We start from the raw sequence: 25,680 nt of genomic DNA, 5'->3' as shown, positions 1-25,680 counted from the left end.
AAGCGGCGATCCATTTGGTGGAGCTGCCGGGAATCGAACCCGTCGTGAAAATCGCGCTGAGCTGCGGAAACGGGGGATTTGGCTACGCCAAACGACGCGAAAGTACGCGAAATGACCTCGGGTTACGCCGACGGTGTTGATGGCATCAACGACCAGGCACGCCGGTAGCAGCTGCAGTCCGATCGACGACTCCAAAGGGCGTACGAGCCGCTGAACTTCTATCCGCGGCTGGTGGGGGTTTCGGGGTTTTTGAATACGTCTCCGGGATGAATCAAATTGGGGTTTCGCCTGATATCCGTCCCCGACGGTTGTGTCCCCGGGTTTTTGGCGACTAGGTCCTGATATCCCCCCTCATCGCCCCACCGATCTGCGATATCCCACAGCGTGTCGCCGGGCCGCACAGTATAAGAATCGCCAGTGATGCCTGGCACGCCTCGGTGTTTTAAGCTCTCCCCTCTGTCATTGAACAAGTTGCTGTGTCGGTCGACCACGTAGAAGGCACCGATCGCCAAGCACGCAAGGGCTAGCAATGCGATCGCGCTGGACAACTTCAGCGATTTCCAAGGGATATTGGCCTCGACGTAGCAGGCGCCCCCGACGAGGACGGTGGCGCTCGTGATTAACACGAGAACTAGGGTTGAACTGCTTCCCATGGCGAGGCTTGCAACAAGTCGATCAACCGCATAGCCACTCCCTATCGACACGGCTACCACGATTAACCATGCGAGTGCGCGCCCGAAGGCCTTACTACCTGACCGCAGAGCAAACTTCCACCCGCCCGGGAACTCCCCCGAGATCTCATGATGTTGAAGGTCGCGGGGGCTTTCATCGACCGGGAGGTCTTCAACCTGTGGGCCTTCGGATTCCTCGTGATCCGTGGGATTGCCAGTCGTGGCGTTCATATCGCGCCCAAGTCCAGGACCGTCGTCAGTTGAGGAACCGCCGGACGTGTTTGGCGATGAAGTCGCGTAGATGACCCAAGGAAAGCGCGACACCGGGGGTCAAACTGCCGCCGCCTGGAGCGTAGACACGCCGTAGATCCTCGGGGCTTTCGTGGGTGAGGTCTATCTCTACGACGTCACGTTCAGTGTCCAATGGCCCCCTCCCTCGCCTAGCGGCTTCGGCCAAAGCCGCAGGTTGCACAACCGTCGTCATAAGTTAACTCAATCGCATGTGACCCAGATAACACACACACGATGGATGTGTTTGGTGCGGTTCGCGTTCATAATCTGTATGCATACTATGTGGCTAAGACACGTTGATTAGCTCGATAATTACACGCATCGTATGTACGATCGACGTATCCACGGAACACGGTGAGGTGTCCCAGGATGACTGTCAACTAACCCGGGGGGAAGGGGTGCTGATCACGTGGCCACTAAGATCGATGCAAGAGCCGGGGTCGCCGCGGTAGCGGCTCGAGCGACTGTGAACCTGTCCAAGAAGTCCGTCGAAGCGTTAGACGCAGCCTCTGCGCTGACCGACGACACCAAGACCGCGGTCATCAATAAGGCTGTCCAGCTGTACCGTGAAGTCCAGGAAGCTCAGCAGCACGGTGGCGGAATCTGGATTCAATCCGATCGAGATAGCGAACCTATTAGGGTCCGTTACTCGTAACTACCTACACCGGCGGCCTCACCTCTGCACCGTTTCGTTTCAGCAGGCGCGACGTTGTGTTACACGCTGCACCAGAGAATGATCAGATTTCGCGCGGTGGGAAACCTGGGATACGACAAAAGGTGTTGATGGCATCAACGCTCCCCTAGCGCCCCAGCGCGCACGCCGTGTCACCAGTAAGAGGCATCAAACCCAAGGCGCTTGCGGAAAACCGCGACGTCGCTGTAGGCGGGCGGCTTGACGCTCGGCGTCTGGATCGGCTTGCTAAATGGATCCCTCTCAGCCATAAAGCGCTGGCACCACCCCAGCCACTCGATCGCACGAGCACGCTCGTGCTCATCAGTCAGATGCCCGATTCGCTTCTCCATCTCGGTGAGGAATCGCTCGAGTCTGCCGACAAGCTCCCATGCATCCAGATCAGCGATCATGGCATCGGCAAGCGCCTGCTGCGTATACGCCTTTCGAGCAAGCTCGTTCTCCCGCTCTCGCCGTTTCTGGGCTTCAATCGCCGCGCGCCGCTCAGCGTCTTTGCGTTCGGCATCAATGACCGCCCATCGCTCGAAGGTCGTCATCACATCGGGTAGTCGCAACTCCAGCGACAGCGTTTTCTTCTCCGACCACGTGACCTTCGTCGAGTAACGACTGTCAGTATCCAGCGTGATGCTGAGGCGGTCGGCCGAGACGTAGTCGTGTGTGGACACCCGATACCACGTCTCACGCCTTGCTCTCGCCAGTTCATCGGGCGTAGCTGTATGAGACACTCTGTCCTTGGGCTGCCAGAGATTTAGCGAGCATTGGATGTCCTTCACGTGAATGATCAGGTCGCCCAATAACTGGCTGGGGTCATCGACATACCCATGGACGTTCCGCTTCGGCTGCCGAATGCTATGGCCACGGCTCTCCGCCTCTCGCGCCAGAGCATGAAGCAGCCTGAAAGCGCGCTCTCGCAAAGTCTTCTCAATGGAGCTGAGCGACTTCTCCTTGCGCAGTGTCGCCACCACGGGATGCCATCGTGTGACACGTTCAGCCGCTACGACCTCCGTTGGCGGCTCGGTCTTCCAGTCTGATACCGACGACAGGCGAAAGATGATTTCGTAGTACGTGGCGCCGCTTAGCATGATCACCTCTTGGCCATCGGGCGCCATCTTCCTGCGGTTAATGATTCCAACCAAGCTGCGGTAGCTGGTGTCGTCTTCGCGGATGTCACGTTCCAAGATGCCGCCCGCATCGATGATGTCTTTCAACAGCTTTCGCGTTGGCGTCAAGCCATCTGGCGGCTTCGGCCTAGGAGGTGGCGGCAGTTTTGCCGCTAGCCGTGAAATCTGCGCTGGATTGGCCACCGCGGCATCGGGCTCATCCGAAGAATTGCGGGCCTTTCTGATCCTCCAATGCCCGGGTGGGTACTGACCGTGGGTCAGGTAGTGCATGCCAGCCGGGAGCACTGTCGCGGACCACACTCCGCCACGCTTGGAAATCGACACGAGGCGCCTGCTCTGAAGCGCGATAGCGACAGTCTTAAACCTGACGTCGGTGTAACGGTCAGCCGGACAGCCATCGCTGATCCACCTGAGGACCTCTACTTGACGACGATTCAGCGGAGCGTCAAGAGCCACGTCAGCGATTGTGAACTAAGCCCACGGTCCTCGCGATCCCAGGGCGTTGGGAACCACGGTCGGAACGGACCACTCACCGGTGATCTCTCGCCGTCCAGAGGGATGCCCTAACCCCCTGTCAAGATTGAACTGTCCTGGCAGTCCACCGGAGGAGCCTGAAAAGCCGCTATAGCAGCAGAAGTTCATTACCGGGGATCACTGGAAGATGTCTGTAACTGTGGGCAGGCCGGGAAGGCTCAGCCCGGCTTTCGAGGCACTCTGAGGCGAGGTCACCGCGCGACGGTCGGCCACACTGGCAGTCGTTGTGGAGTCGGTCAGGTCGAGAACAGGAGGCGGTCACGAAGCGTCTGTGTGTTGGGCCTGTAGAAGCGGTCAAACCACGCTTCGTCGGCGCCGCTGATCACGGTCGGCTTCTGTAGGGTGATCGGTTTGGGCGCTTGGGCTTTGGCAAGCCGCTGGGCGTTGGCTCCGAACGCGGCGCGCATTTTATTGCGGAACTGCAGATGGTCGAACACTCGGACGGCCTCGATCGCATACGCGGTAGCGACCTTGCGGTCGTCGATCTCGATCAGCGAGTCGCCGTTGCCCGCCTCGCCGGACGGCGAGAAGTTGCTCGAGCCGGTGAACACCTTCGCCGTCGGCAGGCTGAAGTCGGTGACCACGAACTTGTGGTGGATGTTGCGGCCCTGGCCGCCTGACCATTCGGTCTTGAACGGTTCGGGGGCCTGGCGGGCGAGAAATGCGAAATCGACCAGCCCGATGGTTCCGTCGGGCTTGCGTAGCTCAAGCTTGCCGCGTTTGTCGACGGTCCCGTAGCTGAAGACAGGGCGGCTCATCAGCCGCCGAAACGCGTCCACCGTCGGTCCTTTGGTCATCTGACTCAGAAAAGCCACCGAATAAAACACCGAGGACGTGGCCTGGTCGACCGCCGCGCGAATGGGGTTGAGCGACAGGTTAGTGTCGCGGTGCGGGGAGAAGCACAGCTGGATGGTCGGGGCGTTGTCGGTTACCACCGTGTGCCAGTTCTTGGCGAAGTCCTGGTCGCGGAAGGTGTCGGGGTTGGCGAAGGCCAGGTCGAACATCGCGCCGTAGTGCTCCGCGACGCCGAGCGAGCGAAAGACCAGCATGTTGTTGGCCTGGATGTATAGACCCCGGTAGGTGAAGTTGGTGGACCCGCATAGCACCGATTGCGGTACGCCGTCGCGTCGGGTGATGAACACCTTATTGTGTTGCAGGTTCTGGAAGTGGGTGCGCTTGACCTCGGCGCCTGCGGCGGTGAACCGCTCGGCGCTGCGGGTCTCCGTGCTGTCGGGCGCGTCGTGGGGGTTGTCGGGTCCGGTGGAGTCGTCAATGATCGCCCGCAGCCGTGGCCCGAAAGATGCGATCGCGTCGACGATGTCGCGTTCGTTGAGGTCGTAGGCCATCACATCGAGTGTCAGCCCGGGATCGTCGTGTGCGCGGGCCAGGAAGTCGAACAGCAGGTACTTGGCCTCAAAACCGAGCCAGTTGTAGACGCCTTCGCCGCGGTCGTTCTTCAGCGCGGATTTCGTGAAGTCCAGGCCGTCCTTGGCGTCGGCGGGAATGATGTCGGGGTTGTTGCCGAACTGCTCGCGGTAGGCCTGCGACGACGCGAAGTTCCGGGTGAATCCGACATCCACCAGCCCGTCGTAGGTCACCGCGCGATTGTCGATGTCGAGGATCAGCTGGGTGCCCGCGAGCAGCTTGTTGTCCTCCGGCATGTGTTGCTTGGTGACACGGTAGGAGTAAGTGCCGTCGACCGGCTGGGCGGGGAAATGCACCCAGCGAAACTTTTGGAACGGCGCCTGCAGCGACGGGAAGTTGCGGTCGCCGGTCACCTCGGTAGCCGCACCCTGCGGGTAGGAGAAGGTCATTCGGTTGCGTAGCGCCGTGAAGTCCGTTGCATGGGGGCCTTTGACCTCTATCGAAAAGCCGACGAGGTCCGGTTCCGGAGCTACGACGTCGAAACCGATCAGGTTCATCCGCTCGCCGCGCCACACCTTGGCGGTGAAGCCGTCCTTGGAGTCTTTGTTTTCGAACTCGCCCATCGCTTCCACCTTGATTCGCGTTCGTATGACCACGTCGGATTCTGCGCGCACCGATTGCAGCACACAGGAGTAGCGACCCACCTGCCTACCTTAGTTAGCACGCTCGGCGTGGAATTTGGAAGCGATTTATCTCTACGCCGCTCACCGCAAGCACCGCGAAGTTCGATGGAGCTACCGGGGACGGAAAACGACTCAAGGCCCTTCGGCGCGGCCGCGCGGCTATTCCGACGGCCGCACTAACGCCCATATGTGCTGGAGCGGGAGTTCGGACCGCAGGCTCGCTGGCAGTCGGTCGTATACAGAGAACAGGGCCGTCAGTACATCCTCGGCGTCCCATAGACGCATCTTGAAGTAGTCCTGCTTCGACTCGGTACGCACAGTTCCTTTGAAACCGCGCCACGCAACCAGCATGCCCTGATCGGCCCCGAGCGAAGTAACGAGTCCCCGCAGTGATCTGAACTCGTCGATGCCAGCTTGGCCTGTCTTAACTTGAACAACTACGCGCGGGCTATCGAGTCCGATGGGCCCACATCCGGCCAAAATGTCCACGCCTTGATCCGCGCCAGGAGGACTGAGCGTGGTCATGAACCCTTGCGCTTCTAAAATCGCGCCAATTAGTCGAGCAAGTTCGTGACCGGCGAAGTTGGCGCTGATGAACTGGCGGATCTGCTCACGGGCGACCGCCTCAACATCCGGTGCCTCCTCGACGGCAGCCGCAACCTCCGCCCCCTCGGCGGCAGAAGGCGGAGAGGGGGCGGATTGCCGCTTTGTGGCGGCGAGGATCCTTTCTTCAGCCAGATCCCGCTGTACCCGTCCCACAGTTATGAACGCGCCGAACGAATAGAGCAGGTCCTGATCGAAAGCGTCTCTCGGCACCTCGGTGCTGACCCACCGCACGGGGCGTACATGGTGCAGGGATTCCCCGAGGTCGACTCGATACTGGTAGTCACCGTCGATCCGCCCGATCGCGATGGTCCCGGTTGTTTTCAGGGGAACTACCACAAGTTCGCTCTTGTCCATGCGATGAACAAGCGACCAAAACTGGCCAACATGGTTGGCTACCTGACTCTTCTTGGCGTCTGGATAGGCGGTCTCGAAAATAGCCCGAAGGTCTTCAACCGATTGGACATTGGAGAGATCTGGGAGGTTGCCGCCCTTTCCGACTACCCCTTGGGTCAGGAAACGCTCCTCAAATTCGCCTTGGGATCCGCCCTTGACTATCCACACGACCATGCAGGGATCCTCTCCTCGCGGTCCGACTGTACGCTTTTCGCGTCCGTCCAACTGCGCAGCAGAGGTTACCTAGACCCGGCCGGGTCTAATGGGCGGCCGCGCCACTTAGCTCACCAACGCGTCGCCCGCCGCCGTCGGCGTGCACCACCGCGCAGTCAAACGGGTGTTGGACACCGCCGAGGGCAAACTGCCGGGGACGCCCGTTGATGGCGGTCTGACGCATCTGGCAACGTCGTCCACTGCTGACTGACCAGCAAGGTAGGGGCAGGCTGACGCGGTGCTCATCCAGCGCGGCCAATGGTCCGGCTTCAAGGCGCCTGCTTGGCGTGTAGGTGTATGCGGGTGTCGGGCCGCCTCTGACGGGAGAATCTCTTCATGGACACCATCGACGCGTGTCTGCGAACCTAGCGCCGTGACTAAGAACAAGTTCGAAGCAGTCGAAGGGACAGGACCCAAGAGCAGAGGAATGCTTGGGTCGAGTCAATGGACGTTGTGCGTAGGTGCAGGGATTTCTCAAGGCCTTGCACCCACGTGGGCTGATCTAACACGGACAGTTGTCAACACGGTCTTCAGGCAGAATTATGATGCGGATTCTTTTCGCGACGCAATCCTTGGCACGGGCTGGAGTCTTGATAGCATTCTCCAAGCCTGCGCCAATCACTACACGACTAGCGGCCGGTCGCTTGTCGAATATCACGAGCTTCTGAACGATGTGCTTTACGAGCGCGTTCTAAGCGATGCCGATAGCGCGGGATTGAAGGACTTGGTAAAACTGGGCCTGAACTACGTTTACTTCTTACGAAAGTTACAGCTTATTCGATTTTGGGAGTTCTTTACTGAAATTTATCCTGACAGCAGTTTACTTGGCACCGTTAACGCGTTGAATCGAGCGGAAGCAAAAGGAAGATTGCCAGTATCTATCATTACGTTCAACGCAGATGTGTTCCTGTCGGCACTTTTAGATGCGTCGCGCATCTATTCAGCATATAGCGCAGGAGAAGGTCGTCCCGCGCCACGATACAAAAGGGTGCTGCGTGGCCTCGATAACAACGCAAGTCTCCGGATACCCATCTTCCATTGCCACGGATCGCTGATACCAAAGTCATTGAATCCAAAAGTTTCTGAACGACGTCACTCACCCGACAAGCTCGTCTTCAATGAAACCGACTACCTGACAGTCGCTACCAGCTCATCATCGTGGGCCCAAACCCTCTTCGCTTATCATGCGGCTACGAATCGGATGCTGTTCGTCGGACATTCGATGTCCGATCCCAATATCCGCCGTTGGCTGGCGGGTGCAAAGGCGGAGACGATAGCTAACCTCACCGCGTTGGGACAGCCATCTGAGTACTTGCCGCACCTATGGATCACTCGTGAGCCAGCTGATAAAGGATTGAAGGCCATAAAGCAGGCTGGACTCACGCACCTGGGTGTAAGAGTGGCTTGGATTCAGGAATGGTCCGACATTGAGTCGGCCATCGCGAACATCATTGGTGTCTGACCGGAATCTGATCCTGCGTCAACCGCAGAAGTGCGTCTTTTGTGCTCCACGAGATGACTTGGGCAAGGAACTCGTTCGATACCATTCGGTCCCGTCCTCCTGGGACATCCCGTAGCTCTGCGCTACCTGCATTATCGACCGACGACGGCGAGCGGCATCTCGGCCCCATATATTCCTGCACCGCTTAACGGGATCCTCCGATACGTAGGTCGATAATACAGCGAGAAGGCACTTATCGAGATCAACGCGGGCGAGTATGGCTTTATCGATCTCCCGGACAAAGATGTGCGCGGCCCTCACCAGCGCGGTGATTTCCTTGAACTTCGGCGCATTACCTCGCCTCGCACCCTCCATTGCTCGTTCGATGTTCAAGCCTTGGTAATCCTTGGCGAGAAGGGCCTGGTTCGCAAGCAAACGGCGCTTGAGACCACCCGAAACCACATCCCGCGCATTCGTATGGACGACCCGGTTACGCCACACCACTAAGAGTTCCACCAACTCCTTCTCTGGACCCATTACAGCTCCGACCAGTTGTGAGAGCCGCTGAAGCCGAGCCCCTAGCCCTTCTTCGGCCTTGATGGCATCGCACTCACCAATGGATAAGTAGACATTCGTCGGAGTCGACAGCTGTCTGCGATAAGTGTCGAGTGCTGTTGAAGCCCAAGCCAGCAGCGCCTTGGTTGCGAAGTCTCGACTCCGCCGAGCCGAGGCATGCGCATTGATCGGGCTCCAGGACGTTGAAAATTCCGGCGAGAGGTTCGCTTGTCCTGATTCGACGGCGTCGAGGCCTACAAGAATGGTTATGAGGAAGTGATTGTTTTGGCCCAACATTTTCTTGAAGGCTGAACGAGCAGGCGTTGCCTTCAACACCAGTGGCATCGGATCCACGTGCGCCGGACCCGACTCGAACGGGCACCTCCCGCTTTGAGGAGACCCAGTATCGGGTCGCATGAAGGCGGGCGTCGTATCCAGCTGACCTCAGGCGCAGGAGAACCGTAACCGAAGTGATCTAGACGCGGAGTCGTTGTCGCTCAATACGCCGGAGCTCACTGGCTTTCTGCGCTTGGAGCGTGTCTTCGTCGTCTTGTCGGCGGCAAGGCAGACGATTGTCTGGTGAGTGGTGACGAGGTGGCCGCCGAACTGCCTGAAGAGCAGGTAGTGACGAGATGGCTGGAGATTGCGCCGGTTATCGACAAGATGACCGAACGAATCCAAGATCCTAATGACTTCCCAGTACGCCCTGGCTCTTCGCTGTCAGGTGACGACAAGAAGAGCAGCCCGTATTGCGTGTCTCACGCCGCTCGAATGTGCTTTGTAGGTGGAGTGGATCACCTTCATGCCGCGAAGTCGCTCGTAGTCGACCTGCAGCTCTTGCACGCCGACGCGGTCTACAGCCTCGTGCGCGGATCGCTCGAAAATTTGTCGGCCGCATTCTGGATACTGCATCCGTCATTGCGCAACGAACGGATTGAGCGCACGCTCCGTTGGCACGCGAGAAACTTCATCGAACAGCGGATCGCGCTGGAGCCGCTAGGGCTGGCGGACGAGACGACGCGCGACGCCAAACTGGCCAAGCTCGATTCCGTCGCCACGCCGCGCGGTATCTCCACCGCGAAAGTGCGGGAGGGCTATCGCAGCAGTACAGCAGTCAAGTACGCCGACGATCACTCGACGGCCGCGGCTCCACTCCTGCCGTGGCAGGTGTGTTCCGGGTTCGCGCACGGTCGACCCTGGGCGGTCCTTGGTATGTCGGAGCAAGAGCAGTACGAGACCCCTGACCCGGGCGTGCTTAACCTCAGACTAACGAGCGATCTCAGCCGCGTGCTCTACCCCACCCTCTCGGCGTTCCGCTTAATGGACGATGTTGTGCGGTTGCTCGATCAGCGGTCTGGATCGCGCCGGACCAGCTTGTTGGGCACGACGCGTCGATAAGCACGATCAAGCTTCCGCTTCCGCAGCGGTGCAGTCGTGGCTCGATACCTCGTTCCCTGCCACGCCCCCGTATCCGTTGCTCCGCAGGGCATCCACGACGTCGCGACCACAGACCAGCGCAATGGGGTGACCGTCCGCACGCACTTCGTCATACACCTGCGAGTTGAAATACGAGAGCGCGACGAAGACCCCGAAGTTGCGGTGCCGCAGGCGCGAAATCAGCCTGCGCTGCTTTACTTCTCCAACACGCCCGTCGTACCCGATTCGCTGGACCACAACCAGTACGCTGCAGTGCGCGATTTCAAAGTACGTGCGCAGTCGTGGGGCCACTACAGGGAATACTCCGGCGTGGATGAACTGGTGACCCTCTCCCGTCGCGACCTCCTGGCCACAGTCCGGGAACACATCTACCTGCCGCAGGTCAGCGAACCGCCCGCAAAGCGAGCGGCCGACCAGTGGCGAGGTTCGAACGTCGAGATCACCCTTACTTGATCGTGGAGAACAAGGGAGCGGGCGATGCCCGCAATGTGCGCCTTACCTGGGTGACGGATGACATCGAAGACGGACTGCAGCCTCCTGTCGCTCACGACATTGAAAGCCCGATCTCGTCGCTTGTCGAGGGTGCGCATATTGCGATCGCTCTCATGCTTCATTCGGGCACTGCGGACCTCGTCAACCTCCGCATTTGTTGGGAAGGACGATAATGGTCAACACGAATCTGTGCAGACGATTGTGTTTTGATCGCGGGGCGCGGACAGCGTCGATCACCTGACACAGGCGAAGATCTCGATCCGCGTGTTGTCGGAAGCGCCACGTTGCCCAACGACCTGAAGGACACGCACATGGTCGAAAGTGTCATTTGGGAACAGACCCAGTTCGATGAATGGGGATCCGTCCTTGACAATCTGCCATGAGCAGAATGCATCGATGATCGTCTTGGCAACGTTGTCCACGTCAAGCGCTCTGCCCGCCTTCTGGACGCCGATGCGGAACGCCCACCACTGAGGATCGGCTGGGATGGGCACCAAACTCCCTGCTGCCGCCCTGCGATAGTTCTCGCGGCGCTCACGGTCGGTCTTGCCCGGCTGCATGTCAGCGTAGGAGTGCGCCCACGGCACCTCAAGGTCGAGCACCTTGACGAACCGGTCGGAATCATTCAGGTCGTAGTCGTGCACCTATCCCCCACTCGTCAAAGCGTCTCGGCGCGAGCGAGATTAGCACCGACGCCGGACATCGATGCCGCCATCCAATCCCGACTTCACCGTAGGGGCGCGCGCGGTGCTGCCTGGCCGATGGTCAACAAGCGGCGTCGTCGGATGACCCAAGAACATAGTTCAGTCCATCCAGAATCGCGCATGTTCCTGTAGCAAGTTGACACCTACGCGGTAATCACCACCCAGGTAAACGCGTAATCACCACCGAGGTAATACTTTCGATCCTGCCTGCGCCGGAGTGGCCAGCGACGATTCCGTGGTCCTGATCACCACCACCACATACTTCGTTCGGGAGATGTATCGGTAAATCCTTGGCGGTTGCGCCGAAATTCGGGGCGTTTCTGTCGGAAAGCATCCCGCTCAGTAGTACTCCCGGACGTATCCGAGCGCCTTCTCGTAGACGTCGTTGTCTCGGATCTTGAACTGGACGTACAGCGTCTTTCGGAGGGCCTGGCGGACCTCTTGATCCCCACGGATGGTGGCCTGCCAGCCCTGGAAGCGCACCGCCTTTACGACCTCGTCGATCCGGTTGACGATGTTCTCCACGATGACGGGGGTCCCATCGGTCTTCAACGACTCGAACAGTTCGGTTAGTGCCGCCTTGCCCTGCTCCTCGCGAGGTACTTCATTGATCTCTTTCTCGGCGGCAACGGTGTCGCGGGCGAGTACCAGAAGTTCGCGTAGGAAGTCCAGGCTTGACTGCTGGATGTCGGCGTACTTTTCGCGTAACTCGTTGAGCCGCTTGCCGAGTTCGACGAACTTCGGGTTGTTGAGGTGACGAGCGATCCGGGCGGTGATCTGCTTCTCGATCTCCTCGGCCGTGACGTCCTTCTTCTTGCCACTCATCAGGTCCTCGATGACCTGCGCATCCAACACGATGGTCTCCAGGTCGCTGCGGGGCACCTCGACAACGACGTGCTCATTGATGAGGTCGACGGTCTTCGCCCCCAGCGCGTGCCACACCAGACGGCCGGTTACATCGGCGGGCCGCACCGACTCGTAAACGTCGGTCAGCCAACGGTAATCACCCTCATGAGAAGTAAGCATCGGGTCGGGGCTGATCGTCTCCCACAGTTGCGACACGACACTGTAGGCGAGGCCGAAGGCATCCTTTGTGGCGTCGTCGGCGATCGCTGCCTGGGCCTGGATAAGGCCCTCATAGCCGCCCACGGTGCGATCGACACCGGGGAAGAACGATAGTGCCGCCTCCATCGCCGGGGCGAGTTGGGCTTTCAACTCCTCGATGTTGGTAACGATCTGCTGGACGCTCTTGTCGTCGAACTTGAACGCTTTGGCGACGTCGTCAAAGACGCCGAGATAGTCGACGATCAGACCATGAGTCTTGTTGGGCGGGAATACGCGGTTGGTGCGGGTGATCGCTTGGAGCAGAGTGTGCTCTTTCAGCGGCTTGTCGAGGTATTGGGCGTACAGGATGGGAGCATCGAAGCCGGTCAGCAGCTTGGCTGTCACGATGATGATCTTGAGCGGGTCGGACGGATCGTTGAACCGTGCGACGATCCGCTCCAGTTCGTCGCCGTCCGGTGTCCACTGTGACCAGTCAGGCGGGTCGTTGCGGCTTTTGCTCATCACCACTGTCGACGCGGCGGGGTCGAGAAGCTTGTCCAGTTCCTGCTTATAGGCCACGCAGGTCGCCTTGTCGTAGACGACCACCTGTGCTTTCAAGCCCTCGGGTTCGACCTTGGTGGTGAAGTGCTCGGCAATGTCGGCGGCAATCTTGCGAATGCGTTCGGGAGCCTTGATCAATGCCTCGATGGAGGCGGCATGTTTCGACAGTGTGGTCTGGTCGGCTTCACTGAGCCGGTATTCCTCGGCCAACTCCTCGAACGCGGCGTTGATGGCCTCCTCATCGATGTGGATCTCCGACAGGCGAGGCTCGAAGTGCAGTGGCAGCGTCGCGCCGTCGCGGATCGAGTCGTGCATCGCGTACCGCGACAGGTAACCGCCTTCGTCCTCAGTAGAGCCGAACCACATGAAGGTGTTGCGGTCACGCCGGTTGATCGGGGTGCCGGTGAGACCGAACAGGAAAGCGTTCGGCAACGCCTCACGCATCTTGCGGCCGTAATCACCCTCTTGGGAACGGTGGGCCTCGTCGACCATCACGATGATGTTGTCGCGGGTGTCCAGCACGCCGGAAGCCTCGCCGAACTTGTGGATCGTCGTGATGATGATTTTCCGCGCACCCTGCGCCAGCAGCGCCTGGAGTTGAGCACGGCTGTCTGTGGATACGAGGCCGGGGACATCGGAGGCGTTGAAGGTGCCGGTGATCTGGGTATCGAGATCGATGCGGTCCACAACGATCAGGATCGTCGGGTTGGTCAGCCCGGCCATGGCCCGCAGCTTCAGCGCGGTGAACACCATCAGCAACGACTTGCCCGACCCCTGGAAGTGCCAAATCAGCCCTTGTTTGATGCGCCCCAGCAACACCCGCTCGACGATGAGGTTTGTCGCCTGGAACTGCTGAAACCTCGCGATAATCTTGATCTTTCGGTGCTTCTTGTCAGTCGCAAACACGGTGAAGAACCGCAGAAAGTCCAACACCCCAACTGGCGAAAGGACCCCTTCCACGGCCTCCTTGACCGCCGAAAGACCCACCTTCGCAGGGGCGTCCTGGCCGGTATCTTCCTCGCGCCACGGTCCCCATAGCTCGACCGGCATGCCGACGGTGCCGTACCGGAAGTCCTTGCCCTCGGTGGCGAAGTTCAGCGCGTTGGGCACGAAGAACATTGGGACGTTCTTCTCGTAGTCCTCATTGATCTGTGCTGCCCCGTCGATCCAGGTGTACGCCGGGCGCACCGGCGACTTCGCCTCCCCCACCACTAACGGAAACCCGTTACACCACAACACCAGATCGAAACGACGCTCAACTCGGCCTTGCGCGAACGTCACCTCGGTCGAGATCATCCAATGGTTCGCCGAGTCATCCGCGTCATCGAAGTTGATCGGCCGGACGGTTGTGTGGGATCCGTCGCGCCCGAACGGCATCGACTTCTGTCCTGTCAGCCATGCCATGAACTCTTCATTCGCCACAACCGGATTCGCCGTGTGGCGCGCGGAGAGGATGATCGCCCGCAGTTGGTGCAGCACTTCATCCGCGCGACCGGGCTCCGCCTCGATTTCCGGATTCAGCCGGATCAGAGCGGCCTTCACCTGTGGCTCAAGGAGTACCTGACCAGTGGTGCGCGGCAAATCGCCACCCGGCACGAATTGGACATCGACCGATGTCACAAGATCACGCACAAAATCGCGGACCGAGTTTGCTTCGCTGAATTGGCTCATCGAAGTTCTCCGAATGTCTCGACTGAGACGGCGGCGCGCAGGGCGGCGAGGTGGAAACACTCACCCTCAAGGGCGCCACGGGCCTGCTTCAATGTCGAAGTGCTTGCGACAACCCGCCGTTGCTCTTCGATCGACGGGCAAGGCATGGGCATTGCCGCGAACCGAACGGCGGTCAGATGCGCCATGGAAGTTGTGCGTTTCGCGAGCGCAGAGAATGCCCCGACCAGGAAGCATCGGCGGAACCACGCCAATGCGAAATCAGGAAGGATCTCGGGGCCTGATCGAAATCGCAGCAACGTCTTTTGGATGTAGCAGTCTTCAATTTCGCCGCGATACATCGCACAACGCCCCACAAGTTCGATGCTCTGCCCCTCGTTCAGCAGGATGTCACCAGTCTCCAGCCGAAACTTCTCGGCACCACGATCGCTGAAATCCATCTCCGCAACATCGCGCAGGTCGAGTTGGTCGTCGTAGACGTTGGCGACCCGCAGGTACTTTCGCATCTTGGGACCCGAGCGGTATTTCGGGTGGAGCTGTTGCCCAAGCTGGACATCTCCGAGATCCGAGACCGTCTTGATCGGCCAGTCCGAACCAACCGCCCCGTCGAGTGCGCGAGCCTCGACGATACGGACCGCCCCAATGGATCTTATTAGCGAACGCCGGTGCGCCTCCATTGCCCAGAGGAGGTCGGCGACGCGCTTCTGCTCGTCCAGCGGTGGAAGACCAAAATCCATCGCGGCTAGCGGCTTCCAATTCAGAAATTTGTTTACCGAACCTGAGAAGTTGTTTTTCAGGTACCGAGCAACCGACGGCGAACGCAACAGCCATGGTAAGAATCGTTGATCGAGCACCTGCGGGTCCGAACTTCTCAAGACGAAGAGTTTTTCACCGGTCACTCCCGCGCGGTCTGCGACGGCAATCTTCTCAATCCCTCGGGTGTGCAGCAATACGTCCCCTGCGGCGAACAGGCGCTTGAAGGTGGGTGGAAAGTCATCGTCCTGAGTCGACCCGTAGCGCTCGATTGAGACGCCACCTGGGTTGATATGTGGCCCTGCGACATATGGCAGCTCGCCGTCCCGATCGCGGTTGAAGTAGTCATTGCGATTCGTGACGACATCTCCGAATGCGACTCGCTTCCAAGCGCTTTTGTCGAGTTTGAGCATCAATGGCTCACTTCGTGTCGGAGCATCGTGATGACGTCGGCGACGGCGCGCTCGGCTTCCGTTGCGGCGGTGCGCCATTGGGTGACTGCGTCCTCGATGCTGATCTGCTCGACGGCCGAGCCGTCGGCCTCACCGGCGACGTACAGCGGGATGGCGAGGCTGTACCCCTTCTGCACGATCTGATCGAGCTTGACCACAGTAGCGAATCCTGCCTCGTCGGCGAACGATTCGTACACATCGAGGATTCGCTTCTGGTGGATGTCTCGGAGGAACGACTGAGCCTGTTCGCGCGCGACTTCCTGCACGGCGTTGATGAATAGGACCTTGCCGCGCCGTTCGATCAGCTTTTGCGAGCGCAGCGTAATTACAACGGCTTCCATCGGGCTGTTGTAGAACAAACCGGCCCCGAGACCGAGGACGCATTCGATGAGGTCGGATTTTACGAGCGCCTCGCGTAGTGCTGCTTCCTCGCGCCGGAAAAGGACGCCATGCGGGAAGAGGATCGCAGCACGGCCGGTCTTCAGATCGAGGCTCTTGGCGATGTGTTGGAAGAAGGCATAGTCCGCCCGCCCCTGCGGGGGGACGCCCCACACGTTGCGGCCGTAGGAGTCCTTGGCGAACGCGGCGCGGTTCCACGCCTTGATCGAGTAGGGCGGGTTGGCGAGGACCACGTCGAAGGTCTGTAGGCGTCCGTGCCGGTCGTGGAAGGCGGGTGCCGTGAGAACGTCGCCGTGCGCGATGTGGGCGTCGGTGATGCCGTGCAGGAACAGGTTCATCCGGGCGATGGCCGAGGTCCCGTAGTTGAGTTCTTGGCCGTACAAACGCAGGTTGCGCCATTCTTTGCCTTGGCGGCGCAGCTCGGCAGCGGTGGAAATCAGCATGCCGCCGGTGCCGCAGGTCGGGTCGTATACCGACTCTCCGGGTTGGGGTTTGAGTATCATCGTCATCAGATGCACGAGTGTGCGGTTGGTGTAGAACTCCTGGGCGGTGTGACCCGAATCGTCTGCGAACTTCTTGATCAGGAACTCATAGCCCTGGCCGAGTTCGTCCTCGGGCAGGTTAGTGACCGAAAGCGTCTTGATAGAGAAGTGTTCGATGAGATCACTCAGCGTCGAGTCGGGTAGCAGGTTCTTGTTGCCCCAGTCGCCATCTCCGAAGACTCCGGTAAGGGTGTCGGGGTTGGCCGACTCGATTGCCCGCATGGCTTGCAGGATTTTCGCGCCGACGTTGGTGGTGGCTTTGCGGACGTCGTCCCAGTGCGCGCCATCAGGGATGGCGAATCGGTGGTTCTCCGGGAGGTCGGCGAGTTCCTCGTCGCCGTAGATCTCGACGGCTGAAGCGTGCTCCTCGTCGTAAACGTCGGACAGGCGCTTTAAGAAGACGAGCGGGAAGATGAACTGTTTGTAATCGCCTGCGTCGATGAGGCCGCGCAGGACAACAGCCGCGCCCCACAAGTAGGACTCCAGTTCGCTCTGGGTGATCCGATTGCTCATGCGTCTAGTCCCCACTCTGCGAGTTCGGCATCCAGGGCAGCCTTGGTTTCGGAAGCTGCGTCGTGGGCGGCTTGGAGGTCGGAGAGGGCTTGCGCGAGGCTGACCTGTTCATCAGCTAGTGCTGGCTCAACGTATAGCGGAATGCTCAGGTTGTAGCCATTGGCTTGTATGTCGTCGATGGTGGTGACGCGAGCCAGGCCAGGCTGGTCGGCGAATGCTTGGTAGGCGCTCAGGAGCGTGGCGGCGTGCTCAAGTTCCAGCGTGTTCTGGTTGCGTCCGCGTTTGAACAGTCGTTCGCCGTTGATGAATAGAACCTTGCCCTTCCTACGGGCGGGCTTGGCGGTGCGCAGGATCAGGACACAGGCGGCAAGTCCGGTGCCGTAGAACAGGTTTGGCGCGAGACCGATCACGGCCTCGATGAAATCGGCCGTCAACATGTACTCGCGTATCCGGCCTTCAGTTGCGTGACGGAACAGTGCACCTTGGGGCAGGACGACGGCCACACGGCCACTGCGCGGTGCGGCCGAGCAGATCATGTGTTGCACCCAAGCCCAATCGGCGTATCCCTTGGGGGGCACCCCACCGAGCCGGTTGCGGCCCCACCGATCGGTCACCCACTGATCGGAGCCCCAGTTCTTCAAAGAAAACGGCGGATTGGCAATCACGCAGTCGAACCGGGCGAGGTGGGTGCCGTCGAAGAATGCTGGGTTGCGCAAGGTGTCGTCGCGGACGATGCGGAAATCCTCGACACCATGCAGCAGCAGGTTCATGCGGGCGATGCCGGAGGTCGCCAGCACTCGCTCCTGGCCGAACAATTTGGCCCACAGGGTCTGAGGTCGGCCGCCTGCGGTCTTAACGTGTTCGATCACCTCGATCAGCATGCCGCCGGTGCCGCACGCCGGGTCGTAGACGGTCTCCCCTTCCTGGGGGTCAAGGATGTTGACGAGCATGCGGACCACCGACCGTGGTGTGTAGTACTCCCCGGCCTTCTTGTTTGACTGGTCTGCAAACCGCTTGATGAGGTACTCGTAGGCTTGCCCGAACACGTCCGGGGACACGGCCGAGTTCGTCAGTGCCTTGGTCGAGAAGTGCTCGATTAGGTCCATCAGCCTGGCGTCCGACAGCTTGTCTTTGTTCGTCCAGGCCGCGTTGCCGAAGATCCCGTACAGCGTGTCCGGGTTGGCCTTCTCGATCTCCCGGAAGGCGGTCACCAGCGCCTGGCCCACGTTCTCGGTCCGTTCCCGAACGTCCTGCCACAGGCACCCCTCCGGGATGGCGAAGCGATGGTTCTCGGCGAAGGCGGCGAACTCGTGGTCCCCGCCGGACTCGGCCAGCGCCTGCCCGTACTCCTCCAGGTAAACATCACTGATTCGCTTGAAGAACATCAGCGGGAAGATGTACGCCTTGAAGTCGGCCTGATCGATCGAGCCACGTAGCCGGTCCGCCGCCGCCGCCAGGTACTGCTCCAACTCACTGAGACTGAGCGGTCCAGACGACGTCGGGATCATCGAGAGCGCGATGGCGCGTGCTTCCTCTTCAGTCACTCCAGCTCCCGTTGCCAGGGCGCCGGGGTGCTCCGGACCGTCGCAGCGTTGGTCGTCGCCACCGCGCGCCCGTCACCCCTCCCTGTTTAGCCCTCTCGGGGGAGATTAACCGAGATTCCGACGACTCGGGTCTGAACATGCGCCGACTTCCTTGTCTCGCCCACCTCGGTGTTCCCATTTTCGAGAAGCTGCTGAGCCAGCCTTCACTAGGTCAGTCTCAACTGCGTGCTCACCCGTGCACTTTGATGAGCCACATTCGGCCAATAATGGCGATGTGGCCGTCGTCGCGGGTGACGGTGTTGTCGCCGTGCCAGCCCTCGGGTTGGGCAGTGACGATGCCGTAAACGGGCACGATCTCGTCGCGGCCATCGACACTCTGGCGCAGTAACTCGCCGTCGTCATCACGTTCGGCCCACATCACTCGATCTCCAACCTGGATTTCGAGTTCGAGGTAGGTGAACAGGGCGCCCTGGGTATCAGCGAGCAGTAGTCCCGCCTGCATCTCATCGGGCGCGGGGTCACGGCCTAAGTCCTCGCGGAAGACCCTGGCCGCATTCGCCATACCCTCGACAATCTCCGGTGCCGGAGCGGGGCCATAGATCTGCTCGTCGATTTCGGCCACCGTGGGTTGGCGGCGCAGCTCGGTGTACAGCCGGGCGATGAGCCGCTGTATGCCCGCCTCGATCATGGCTCCAGGGGTCTCACCCCAAAGCAATTCATCACTGTCGGGGGCTTGGCCCTCAACAAATTTGGTATCTCCAAGGCTCCAGTGAGTCATCTGATATCTCCTTTCGTGGGATGGCAGCGATCGCTGCTGGCTTCGCCACCGGCGACTGCACGCCGATGGCAGAGTGCACGCGGGTCGAGATCGCGTTGATTTACGTCGTCGGTCAGACGGTGGCGAGGTAGCGGTATAGCGTCGCGCGACTAACACCCAGATACTTGGCAATCGCCCGGGCCGTATGACCGTCGGCCTTCATCCGCTTGGCGGTGGCGATGTGCTCGGTGTCGTCGACCTTTCGAGGTCGCCCGAATTTGGTGCCGTTGGCGCGAGATGCGGCCCGCTTCAGGGCGGTTCGCTCTTTGATCAGCTCCCGTTCGTACTCTGCGAGGGACCCCAAAACCCCAATCATCATCCGGCCTGCTGGCGTCGAGGAGTCGATGCCGTCTGTCGTCGATACCAGCGTCACTCCACGGTCGGTCAGCGCTTTGACCGTCTCCAAGATGTGTATTGTGTTGCGCCCGAGCCGATCGAGCTTCCACACGACCACGGTGTCGCCCGCGCGAACATAGTTGATGAGAGCCGCAAGCCCGGGCCGGTCGTCCCGTGCACCGGACATCACGTCAGAAAAAGTTTTCGTTACGCCTGCCGCTTCAAGTGCAGCATTCTGCTGTTCGAGCGTTTGGGCGACGGTGCTCACGCGTGTATAGCCAAGGCGGACACCGGTGCTTCGGTCGCTGGGCAGTTCGAAAGCGTGTCTCATCACTCATTTCAACGCTCTTTTTGCGACATCTATTTCTGAGATGGACATATGAGACAACGCGAGCTGGGCAAACGCTCGCGCTCACGCGGCCGTTTTTGGCGTCGCAAAAGTGGTCTTTATCGAGACTGTCGTCGGTTCACGGTTGGTGGTCGGTGTCGGTGTCGGCATCCGTGCCTGTATCGGCGTCGGCGACGCCATCGGTTATGGGCGCAGGCTCCTGTTGCCTCTTGAGGATGGCCCCGATCCCGGTGAAGCCGGACGTGGCTTCGCGGATCGTCTTGGCCCACTGGTCTTGCTGGATCTTGAGGGCCTCGGCCAGACCGGTGAAATTGGGCGTGCTATCGCGAATCATTTTGGCCCACTGGGCTTGCTGGTCCTTGAGGACGTCGGCGATTCCACTGAGACCGGGCATGACGTCGCGAATCATCTGGGCCTGCTTTTCTTGCTGAGTCTTCAGGATGTCGGCAAGGCCGGACAATTGGGTCGCTTCGCGGATGGACTTCGCCCACTCGTTCTGCTGGCCCCGCAGCATGTCGCCGAGACCAGTGAAGGTAGGGATGGCTTCTCGGATTAGCTTGGCCCGCTTCTCCTCTTCGGTTTTGAGCATGTCAGCGAGGGCTGTAAATGTAGGCAGGGCATCGCGGACCAGTTTGGACTGGTTTTCCTGCTGGAATTTGAGTAGTTCCAAAATGTTGGACAGCTCGGTGTCCCCAAGAGGGGACCGCGCCGCTCGCCTTTGCCATCGATTGCGCATCGGATCATCGGTTAGAGCTTCGGCGCAGTCCACGGCGATATCGAGGATTTGGCCATCGGACGATATCCAGACCTGGCCGAGAAGCCGCAGCACCTTAGTGTGCTCCGAGGCGACCATCCCGGTCCCCACCAATGCGATATCGACTTCAGTGTCGACGGCGAATCGTGCAGTCCACCCCGCGTCGCCCCGGCGTGCGGCTTCAGTGAATACCCAACCGTCGACCTGCTCGCGCGCCCCTATGATCTCGGCGGCTTCTGCATCCAATGGCAGCGCAGCCTCCTCGGGATCAAGCTTGAAACCGGCGACTGCATCGACAAGCTTCTGCGCCTGTGCATCCTTGTCCATCGTGTCGATGAGTCGCTGAAGGTCGCTGGCGTCGATCGGTGCGAATTGCGACGCGAAGTGCTGCTCGATACGGGCCAGGCTCACCACATAGAACACTCGTCGGTCGAGATCGTACTCTGCCAGTTCGGCGGTCAGGTCGGTGTGGAACAAGATCGGGCAGGATTCGCGCTGGCCGGAGCCTTCGCCCGTCCAGTTGGGCGGTTTGGGGCCGAAGTCGGTGTGGTTGTCACTCACGAACCAGATCTCGGTATCAGGGTTTTCCTGCGCCGTTGTCAGAACGGAATACCACACGAGGGTGTCGCGGTATCCATCTTTGTCTTTGCCGCAGTATGGGGCTCGGCCCTCCGATGCTCGGCGGGCGATCTCCAAATGGTCGATCAACGGTGTGGGTGAGACCTTGACGCCCATCTCATCGAGGCGTGAGCGAAGCCATTCTTCGTAGGCCACAGAACGCTTGCCGACCTCTACCAGAATCGCCGATTTCGCGTCTTCCAGCCCGAAACCGCCGAGCGCCAGGTCGTCCAGTTTCTGCCGCATGCTCGTCCAGGCGCGTCTCACCACGTTCACCGTCTCCATCAGCACGACATCGGGCACTAGGATTTCGATGCCCCAGTCGGCTGCGTGCTCGGTCAACGACGACCACTCTCGGCTGTCAAGGAGCGGTGATGCGACCAAAATGTTCGTATCCAGGACGATTACGGCCATCGTTCGATTGTCCCCGCAGCACATACCGAGTGGGCACCTGCCCCTGTGCCCGGAAAACCGCCCTCGTCTGTTGCCATCGTTGACTAGCGTCGCTGCAGTGGTAGTCGATCAGACGCCTTCGTCATTCTGGTGATGGGAGATCCGAGATGAACCATGGTGTCCCTGACCGGTTACGGAAGTACACCGCCGCTGATGTCGACTCCCAGCGGATCTTGTGGGTACCTGAACGGTGGGCCACCGCATTCGAAGGTCACATGATTGCCCACAGCAATCTGACTGCCCATTCAAAAGCCGAAGGTGGAATCGCCCGCAAGTTCATCCACGAGCAAGCAGATGGTGATTCGGTCGACTTATTCCTGATGGCTATGGCGTGGGGATACAAACCGAGAGACTATGGACCACACCGTGTACAGACGATCCTCAGCACCGATGGCGCAAGGGACAAGATCCGATCGATCGTCGCTATCACGCGGAGCCAGGGCGCAGCGGCGGGCTGGCGCGCACTGCTCAACACCCACAAGATCGACGGCCTGAATATGTCCTTCGGTACCAAACTGCTCTATTTCGCCGGGTACCACACCGACCATCGTCCACGGCCGCTGATACTTGACGAGCGAGTCCGGAAAGCACTTAACGAACCCGACATCGCGCCCGGGACGGTGCCGTCGAACGGTTTGGTACGGCAGGCCGATTACGTTAGTTACCTGAATTTGGCTGGGGAATGGGCATCTGATCCAACGTGGGAACAGACGCCTGAAGTCGTCGAATACGGCCTCTTTACGATTTGAGCTGCCCGGGTCCTAGCTGGTGTCACACAGTCGCCGGGGCGGCCAACGCCAGTGCGACGGTCTTCCTGCACCCGAGGGGCACAGCGAGGTCGACGTATAGCGCGACGCCGCCGAGGCGCACGGCTGCGGCCGTACGCGCGAGGACGGCCTACAACTTCCTCGCGTTCCTCGCGCGACCTTGCCGCAGAATCCGTCGCGCCTCGCAGGCCCGATCGTCGATGGCTGGCACCCCAGCGTCACCGACCGCGTACGTCCGTAGGAGCGACTGCTGTCAGGGATGAGGGTTAGGGTGCCCGATTATGGTGACTGATCCCATGGAACGGCTGCTGAACATAGCGAGCTTAATGTGGAGCAACGCGGACCGGGCTGTACGCGCGTGGCGGATGGGCGAATGGGCGCTACTTCTTCAGGTATGCGCGGACAACAGCAGCAAGCCTCGTGATCCCTCCCGTTTCGCGCCCGACCAGGGAAGTAGCTTGGACTTGGACGACAGATACTTTATGCCTGCGCTGGGCAACAATTTGGTTAGCTCGACTGCACGTTTCCCGGTCATGAACGCCGCTGAATGCCTTGTTGGCGCAGCTCAGGCGTTTGGTGCTTCCCTCAAAGAGAAGCGGGCCAGCACTCTCTCGACGGGAATCCTCTGCCGCTGCGCGATCGAGAACGCCGCGAAGACCATCTGGCTTCTCGCCGATTCCAGTCGAGCCATTCGACGCGCTCGGTGCCTCGGCTACATCGAGCGCGAGATCGGTTACCAGAAGGGGTATATCGCGGTCGAGAGCCGCTTCCTCACTTCGCGAACCGATGACGGCCGCGACGCGGCCTATCAAAGTTTCGTCGAGACCGAACGGCAATATCGCGAGCGCCTGAGTATCTTGACTGCCCTTCCGAAAGCCGCTCGACAGCGACCATCGTCAGGCTACGAGCATTTCATCAGCTGGTCCGGGGACTGGATTGACCGGAATCCGCCACCGCACATCACCAATGCCGACGGGTTGCGGTATGGAATGTCAATCGGTGCAGAACGCTTCTACACTGTCGGTTCGAGCTTCGTGCACGGTTACAAATGGATGACTGCCTACATCGGAACAGAGGAAGATGTCCTGGCCCAGCTAGCGGACAGCCTCTCGGCGGCGGCAATCATGACCGAATGCGCGGTCGCCCTCTATGAAGCTCAGGCCACTCACCCAGCGAAACCCCATGTACGGCGCAGAAATTACCCCGATTACCTAGAGCCGACCGTGGCCGCTTGGCGACCGTTATTCGAGAACCCCGCAGCAGCGTTCCCAACGCCTCCAGCCTTAGCAAGTCGACTCGGCTCGGTTGTGTCATGAGACAGTCAGAGTCCCACCGGATCAAGGGATGGTTCTACCTACCGGAATCTCCTGACCACCGCATCCCAGGGCTATTGATGTGGGAGCCTGACGACGGCGCAACGCTCGAACTAATCGGCGGCTTCTCACCAGAACCCGAATACCAACAGACTCCAACTGGCGGGTCCTACACCAATCAGATTGTCGGAGACGTGCGCCCCGGAACGATCTACGGTGAATCTGAGTCCGGACAGGCAGTGACCCTTTGGGATGCCCAGCGTGGCGCCTACACTGCCGGACTCATCGGCCGCATCCATGACGAATTCTGGCATTCGTCATGGATTTGCGTGGGAGCGCACATCCCGAGCCCGCAGGAGCCAGTTTTGACCCGAGCTACGGTCAAGATCGATGAGCTGTACTACCTCACCGACGACCAACGAATCTACCCGCCGCAATGGGCGAAGATTGAAGGTGTCGAGCATCCACGCGAAGAACAACCCGACGGAACACTATTGATGCCGTACATCTTTCCCGTAGTTGGCGGTCGCCGAGCGGCATACGCGCGGGCGGACACACAGGACGCCTGCTACTCAATTGCCACCACGGCAACACAGCCGTGGATCAGCCAAGCAACGGAGACCTGGCCCGACCTGAAACTTCAGATGATGACGACCAATCTCCGGCGTGGCCAAATGGTAACCCTCCAAGTCAGCGCGCATGCCTCTATTCGGCTGCCGGACAACGCCTCCGGGTCAGCTGCCGATTTCGTTGAGCGGATAGCCCCGATCGACGACCTCGTCCAGTTGGCCACATTTGAGGCGTGCGGAGTCGAGCAGATCACCCTAGATACCGGCAGTGACAGTGACGTTTCTCTACTTACGCATGTCGGCAAGGTGGCTCGTCCAGATGACGTTCACCAGCCCGCTTCCGTAGTGTTCACCCTGGCCGATGTGCCACTGGAGAGATACCTCCATGCGCGGCAACGGCTAACTGACGGGAACCAAGCAAGCTATGCATGGAGCGTAGCTGTAGGCCTGTGCGGATACTCGTCGCGGATGGTCGAGGAGTATGTCAGTCAGGCCTTGGCTGCGGCCGAAGGGTTCCATTGCTGGTGTCTCAACCGTGGGAACGATGTTTCCCTGAACACTCGCCTCAAAGCACTGCACGACAAACTCGCGCCGGAAGTCCGGGATGCACTCGGACTCGACACCGAGCAGTGGGCCAGCTGGGCGGTCTGGGCACGAAACCACGTTGCACACGGCGGAACCAAGAGGTGGCGTCCACTTCGCGATAGCTTGCAACTCCACATCATTGCGGAGTCAGTTCACTTGGTTACCTATCTGGCCATACTGCAGGAGTTCGCAGTACCTCTGGCGAGGGTGAGTGAAGCTCTTCTCAACCATCCTCGCCTGAGCGCGATGGCTGACCGGTCGTCGGAAATCAACAACCTTTCCACCGACCTCTGATCTCTCGCCAGCTGGTGGGTGCATGGCTCTAAGGGCCGAATACGCTCGCACTGAAGATCTCCTTCACCTGTAAGTGCCGTGTTCAACTGGTATTTCCGTGCGATCCTTAAACTTCCACCGGTGGAGGCGGACGAGGGCACCGCGAAGATGCG

General features: G+C 60.0%; 19 protein-coding genes and 1 tRNA gene. 6 read left to right on the top strand and 14 right to left on the bottom strand.

Features of this window, described 5'->3' with window-relative positions; translation table 11 throughout:
• Positions 1 to 218 precede the first annotated feature (218 nt).
• The 4 genes from A5704_RS28010 to A5704_RS24755 all read right to left on the bottom strand — a co-directional run bounded on the left by A5704_RS28010 (position 219) and on the right by A5704_RS24755 (position 6,529).
• Positions 219 to 902, bottom strand: coding sequence for a LysM peptidoglycan-binding domain-containing protein (locus A5704_RS28010; protein ID WP_082954965.1), 684 nt, complete (start codon positions 900 to 902; stop codon positions 219 to 221).
• Between the two features lie 885 nt (positions 903 to 1,787).
• Positions 1,788 to 2,861, bottom strand: coding sequence for a hypothetical protein (locus A5704_RS24765; protein WP_231969313.1), 1,074 nt, complete (start codon positions 2,859 to 2,861; stop codon positions 1,788 to 1,790).
• A gap of 683 nt (positions 2,862 to 3,544) precedes the next feature.
• Positions 3,545 to 5,296 carry a phospholipase D-like domain-containing protein gene (locus A5704_RS24760; protein WP_067891676.1) on the bottom strand — a complete coding sequence of 584 codons (1,752 nt, stop codon included), beginning with the start codon at positions 5,294 to 5,296 and terminating at the stop codon, positions 3,545 to 3,547.
• Positions 5,297 to 5,515: 219 nt separating this feature from the next.
• Complete coding sequence (locus A5704_RS24755) at positions 5,516 to 6,529, bottom strand: restriction endonuclease (RefSeq protein WP_067891617.1); 1,014 nt, start codon at positions 6,527 to 6,529, stop codon at positions 5,516 to 5,518.
• Between the two features lie 412 nt (positions 6,530 to 6,941).
• On the opposite strand from A5704_RS24755, the gene A5704_RS28005 reads away from it, so the two are divergent.
• The gene (locus A5704_RS28005) at positions 6,942 to 8,030 is read left to right on the top strand and encodes an SIR2 family protein (protein WP_156737756.1); all 1,089 of its coding nucleotides are present in this window, start codon (positions 6,942 to 6,944) and stop codon (positions 8,028 to 8,030) included.
• Between the two features lie 18 nt (positions 8,031 to 8,048).
• On the opposite strand, the gene A5704_RS28615 is transcribed toward A5704_RS28005, so the two are convergent.
• Entirely contained in the window at positions 8,049 to 8,909 is an 861-nt protein-coding gene (locus A5704_RS28615) for a hypothetical protein (RefSeq protein WP_156737755.1), read from the bottom strand.
• A 10-nt stretch (positions 8,910 to 8,919) separates the two neighbouring features.
• Positions 8,920 to 9,016, bottom strand: a tRNA-OTHER gene (locus tag A5704_RS28610).
• A 127-nt stretch (positions 9,017 to 9,143) separates the two neighbouring features.
• On the opposite strand from A5704_RS28610, the gene A5704_RS24750 reads away from it, so the two are divergent.
• Both A5704_RS24750 and A5704_RS29895 read left to right on the top strand, forming a co-directional pair.
• Positions 9,144 to 9,962, top strand: a complete 819-nt coding sequence (locus A5704_RS24750; protein ID WP_156737754.1) for a hypothetical protein — start codon at positions 9,144 to 9,146, stop codon at positions 9,960 to 9,962.
• A 36-nt stretch (positions 9,963 to 9,998) separates the two neighbouring features.
• The gene (locus A5704_RS29895; protein WP_369828497.1) at positions 9,999 to 10,454 is read left to right on the top strand and encodes a hypothetical protein; all 456 of its coding nucleotides are present in this window, start codon (positions 9,999 to 10,001) and stop codon (positions 10,452 to 10,454) included.
• A gap of 272 nt (positions 10,455 to 10,726) precedes the next feature.
• On the opposite strand, the gene A5704_RS24735 is transcribed toward A5704_RS29895, so the two are convergent.
• The 8 genes from A5704_RS24735 to A5704_RS24700 all read right to left on the bottom strand — a co-directional run bounded on the left by A5704_RS24735 (position 10,727) and on the right by A5704_RS24700 (position 21,961).
• Positions 10,727 to 11,137 carry a hypothetical protein gene (locus tag A5704_RS24735; RefSeq protein ID WP_067891608.1) on the bottom strand — a complete coding sequence of 137 codons (411 nt, stop codon included), beginning with the start codon at positions 11,135 to 11,137 and terminating at the stop codon, positions 10,727 to 10,729.
• Positions 11,138 to 11,536: 399 nt separating this feature from the next.
• Positions 11,537 to 14,473, bottom strand: a complete 2,937-nt coding sequence (locus tag A5704_RS24730) for a type I restriction endonuclease subunit R (protein WP_067891605.1) — start codon at positions 14,471 to 14,473, stop codon at positions 11,537 to 11,539.
• Positions 14,470 to 15,636 carry a restriction endonuclease subunit S gene (locus A5704_RS28600; protein ID WP_197508537.1) on the bottom strand — a complete coding sequence of 389 codons (1,167 nt, stop codon included), beginning with the start codon at positions 15,634 to 15,636 and terminating at the stop codon, positions 14,470 to 14,472. Before A5704_RS28600 ends, A5704_RS24730 begins: the two co-directional genes overlap by 4 nt.
• Positions 15,636 to 17,129, bottom strand: a complete 1,494-nt coding sequence (locus tag A5704_RS24720; RefSeq protein ID WP_067891600.1) for a class I SAM-dependent DNA methyltransferase — start codon at positions 17,127 to 17,129, stop codon at positions 15,636 to 15,638. The genes A5704_RS28600 and A5704_RS24720 overlap by 1 nt, the downstream gene beginning before the upstream one ends.
• Positions 17,126 to 18,673 (bottom strand): class I SAM-dependent DNA methyltransferase, encoded by a 1,548-nt coding sequence (locus A5704_RS24715; protein ID WP_231969292.1) that lies wholly within the window; start codon positions 18,671 to 18,673, stop codon positions 17,126 to 17,128. Before A5704_RS24715 ends, A5704_RS24720 begins: the two co-directional genes overlap by 4 nt.
• 229 nt (positions 18,674 to 18,902) lie before the next feature.
• Positions 18,903 to 19,451, bottom strand: a complete 549-nt coding sequence (locus A5704_RS24710; RefSeq protein ID WP_156737752.1) for a hypothetical protein — start codon at positions 19,449 to 19,451, stop codon at positions 18,903 to 18,905.
• 112 nt (positions 19,452 to 19,563) lie between these two features.
• Complete coding sequence (locus tag A5704_RS24705) at positions 19,564 to 20,157, bottom strand: recombinase family protein (protein WP_082954962.1); 594 nt, start codon at positions 20,155 to 20,157, stop codon at positions 19,564 to 19,566.
• A 136-nt stretch (positions 20,158 to 20,293) separates the two neighbouring features.
• On the bottom strand, positions 20,294 to 21,961 hold the full coding sequence (locus A5704_RS24700; protein WP_067891589.1) for a PIN domain-containing protein: 1,668 nt from the start codon (positions 21,959 to 21,961) through the stop codon (positions 20,294 to 20,296).
• Between the two features lie 146 nt (positions 21,962 to 22,107).
• Here A5704_RS24700 and A5704_RS24695 point away from each other — a divergent pair, with 146 nt between their 5' ends.
• The 3 genes from A5704_RS24695 to A5704_RS24685 all read left to right on the top strand — a co-directional run bounded on the left by A5704_RS24695 (position 22,108) and on the right by A5704_RS24685 (position 25,528).
• Positions 22,108 to 22,749: a hypothetical protein gene (locus A5704_RS24695; RefSeq protein ID WP_067891583.1), complete on the top strand. Its 642-nt coding sequence runs from the start codon at positions 22,108 to 22,110 to the stop codon at positions 22,747 to 22,749.
• 314 nt (positions 22,750 to 23,063) lie between these two features.
• Positions 23,064 to 24,083: a hypothetical protein gene (locus tag A5704_RS24690; RefSeq protein ID WP_067891580.1), complete on the top strand. Its 1,020-nt coding sequence runs from the start codon at positions 23,064 to 23,066 to the stop codon at positions 24,081 to 24,083.
• Positions 24,080 to 25,528 carry a HEPN domain-containing protein gene (locus A5704_RS24685; RefSeq protein ID WP_197508536.1) on the top strand — a complete coding sequence of 483 codons (1,449 nt, stop codon included), beginning with the start codon at positions 24,080 to 24,082 and terminating at the stop codon, positions 25,526 to 25,528. The genes A5704_RS24690 and A5704_RS24685 overlap by 4 nt, the downstream gene beginning before the upstream one ends.
• Positions 25,529 to 25,680: the final 152 nt, after the last annotated feature.

The organism is Mycobacterium sp. E735, from assembly GCF_001666955.1.
Lineage (GTDB): Bacteria > Actinomycetota > Actinomycetes > Mycobacteriales > Mycobacteriaceae > Mycobacterium.
Note: the sequence above shows the minus strand (reverse complement) of the source record. Positions and strands in the feature narration are given on the sequence as shown.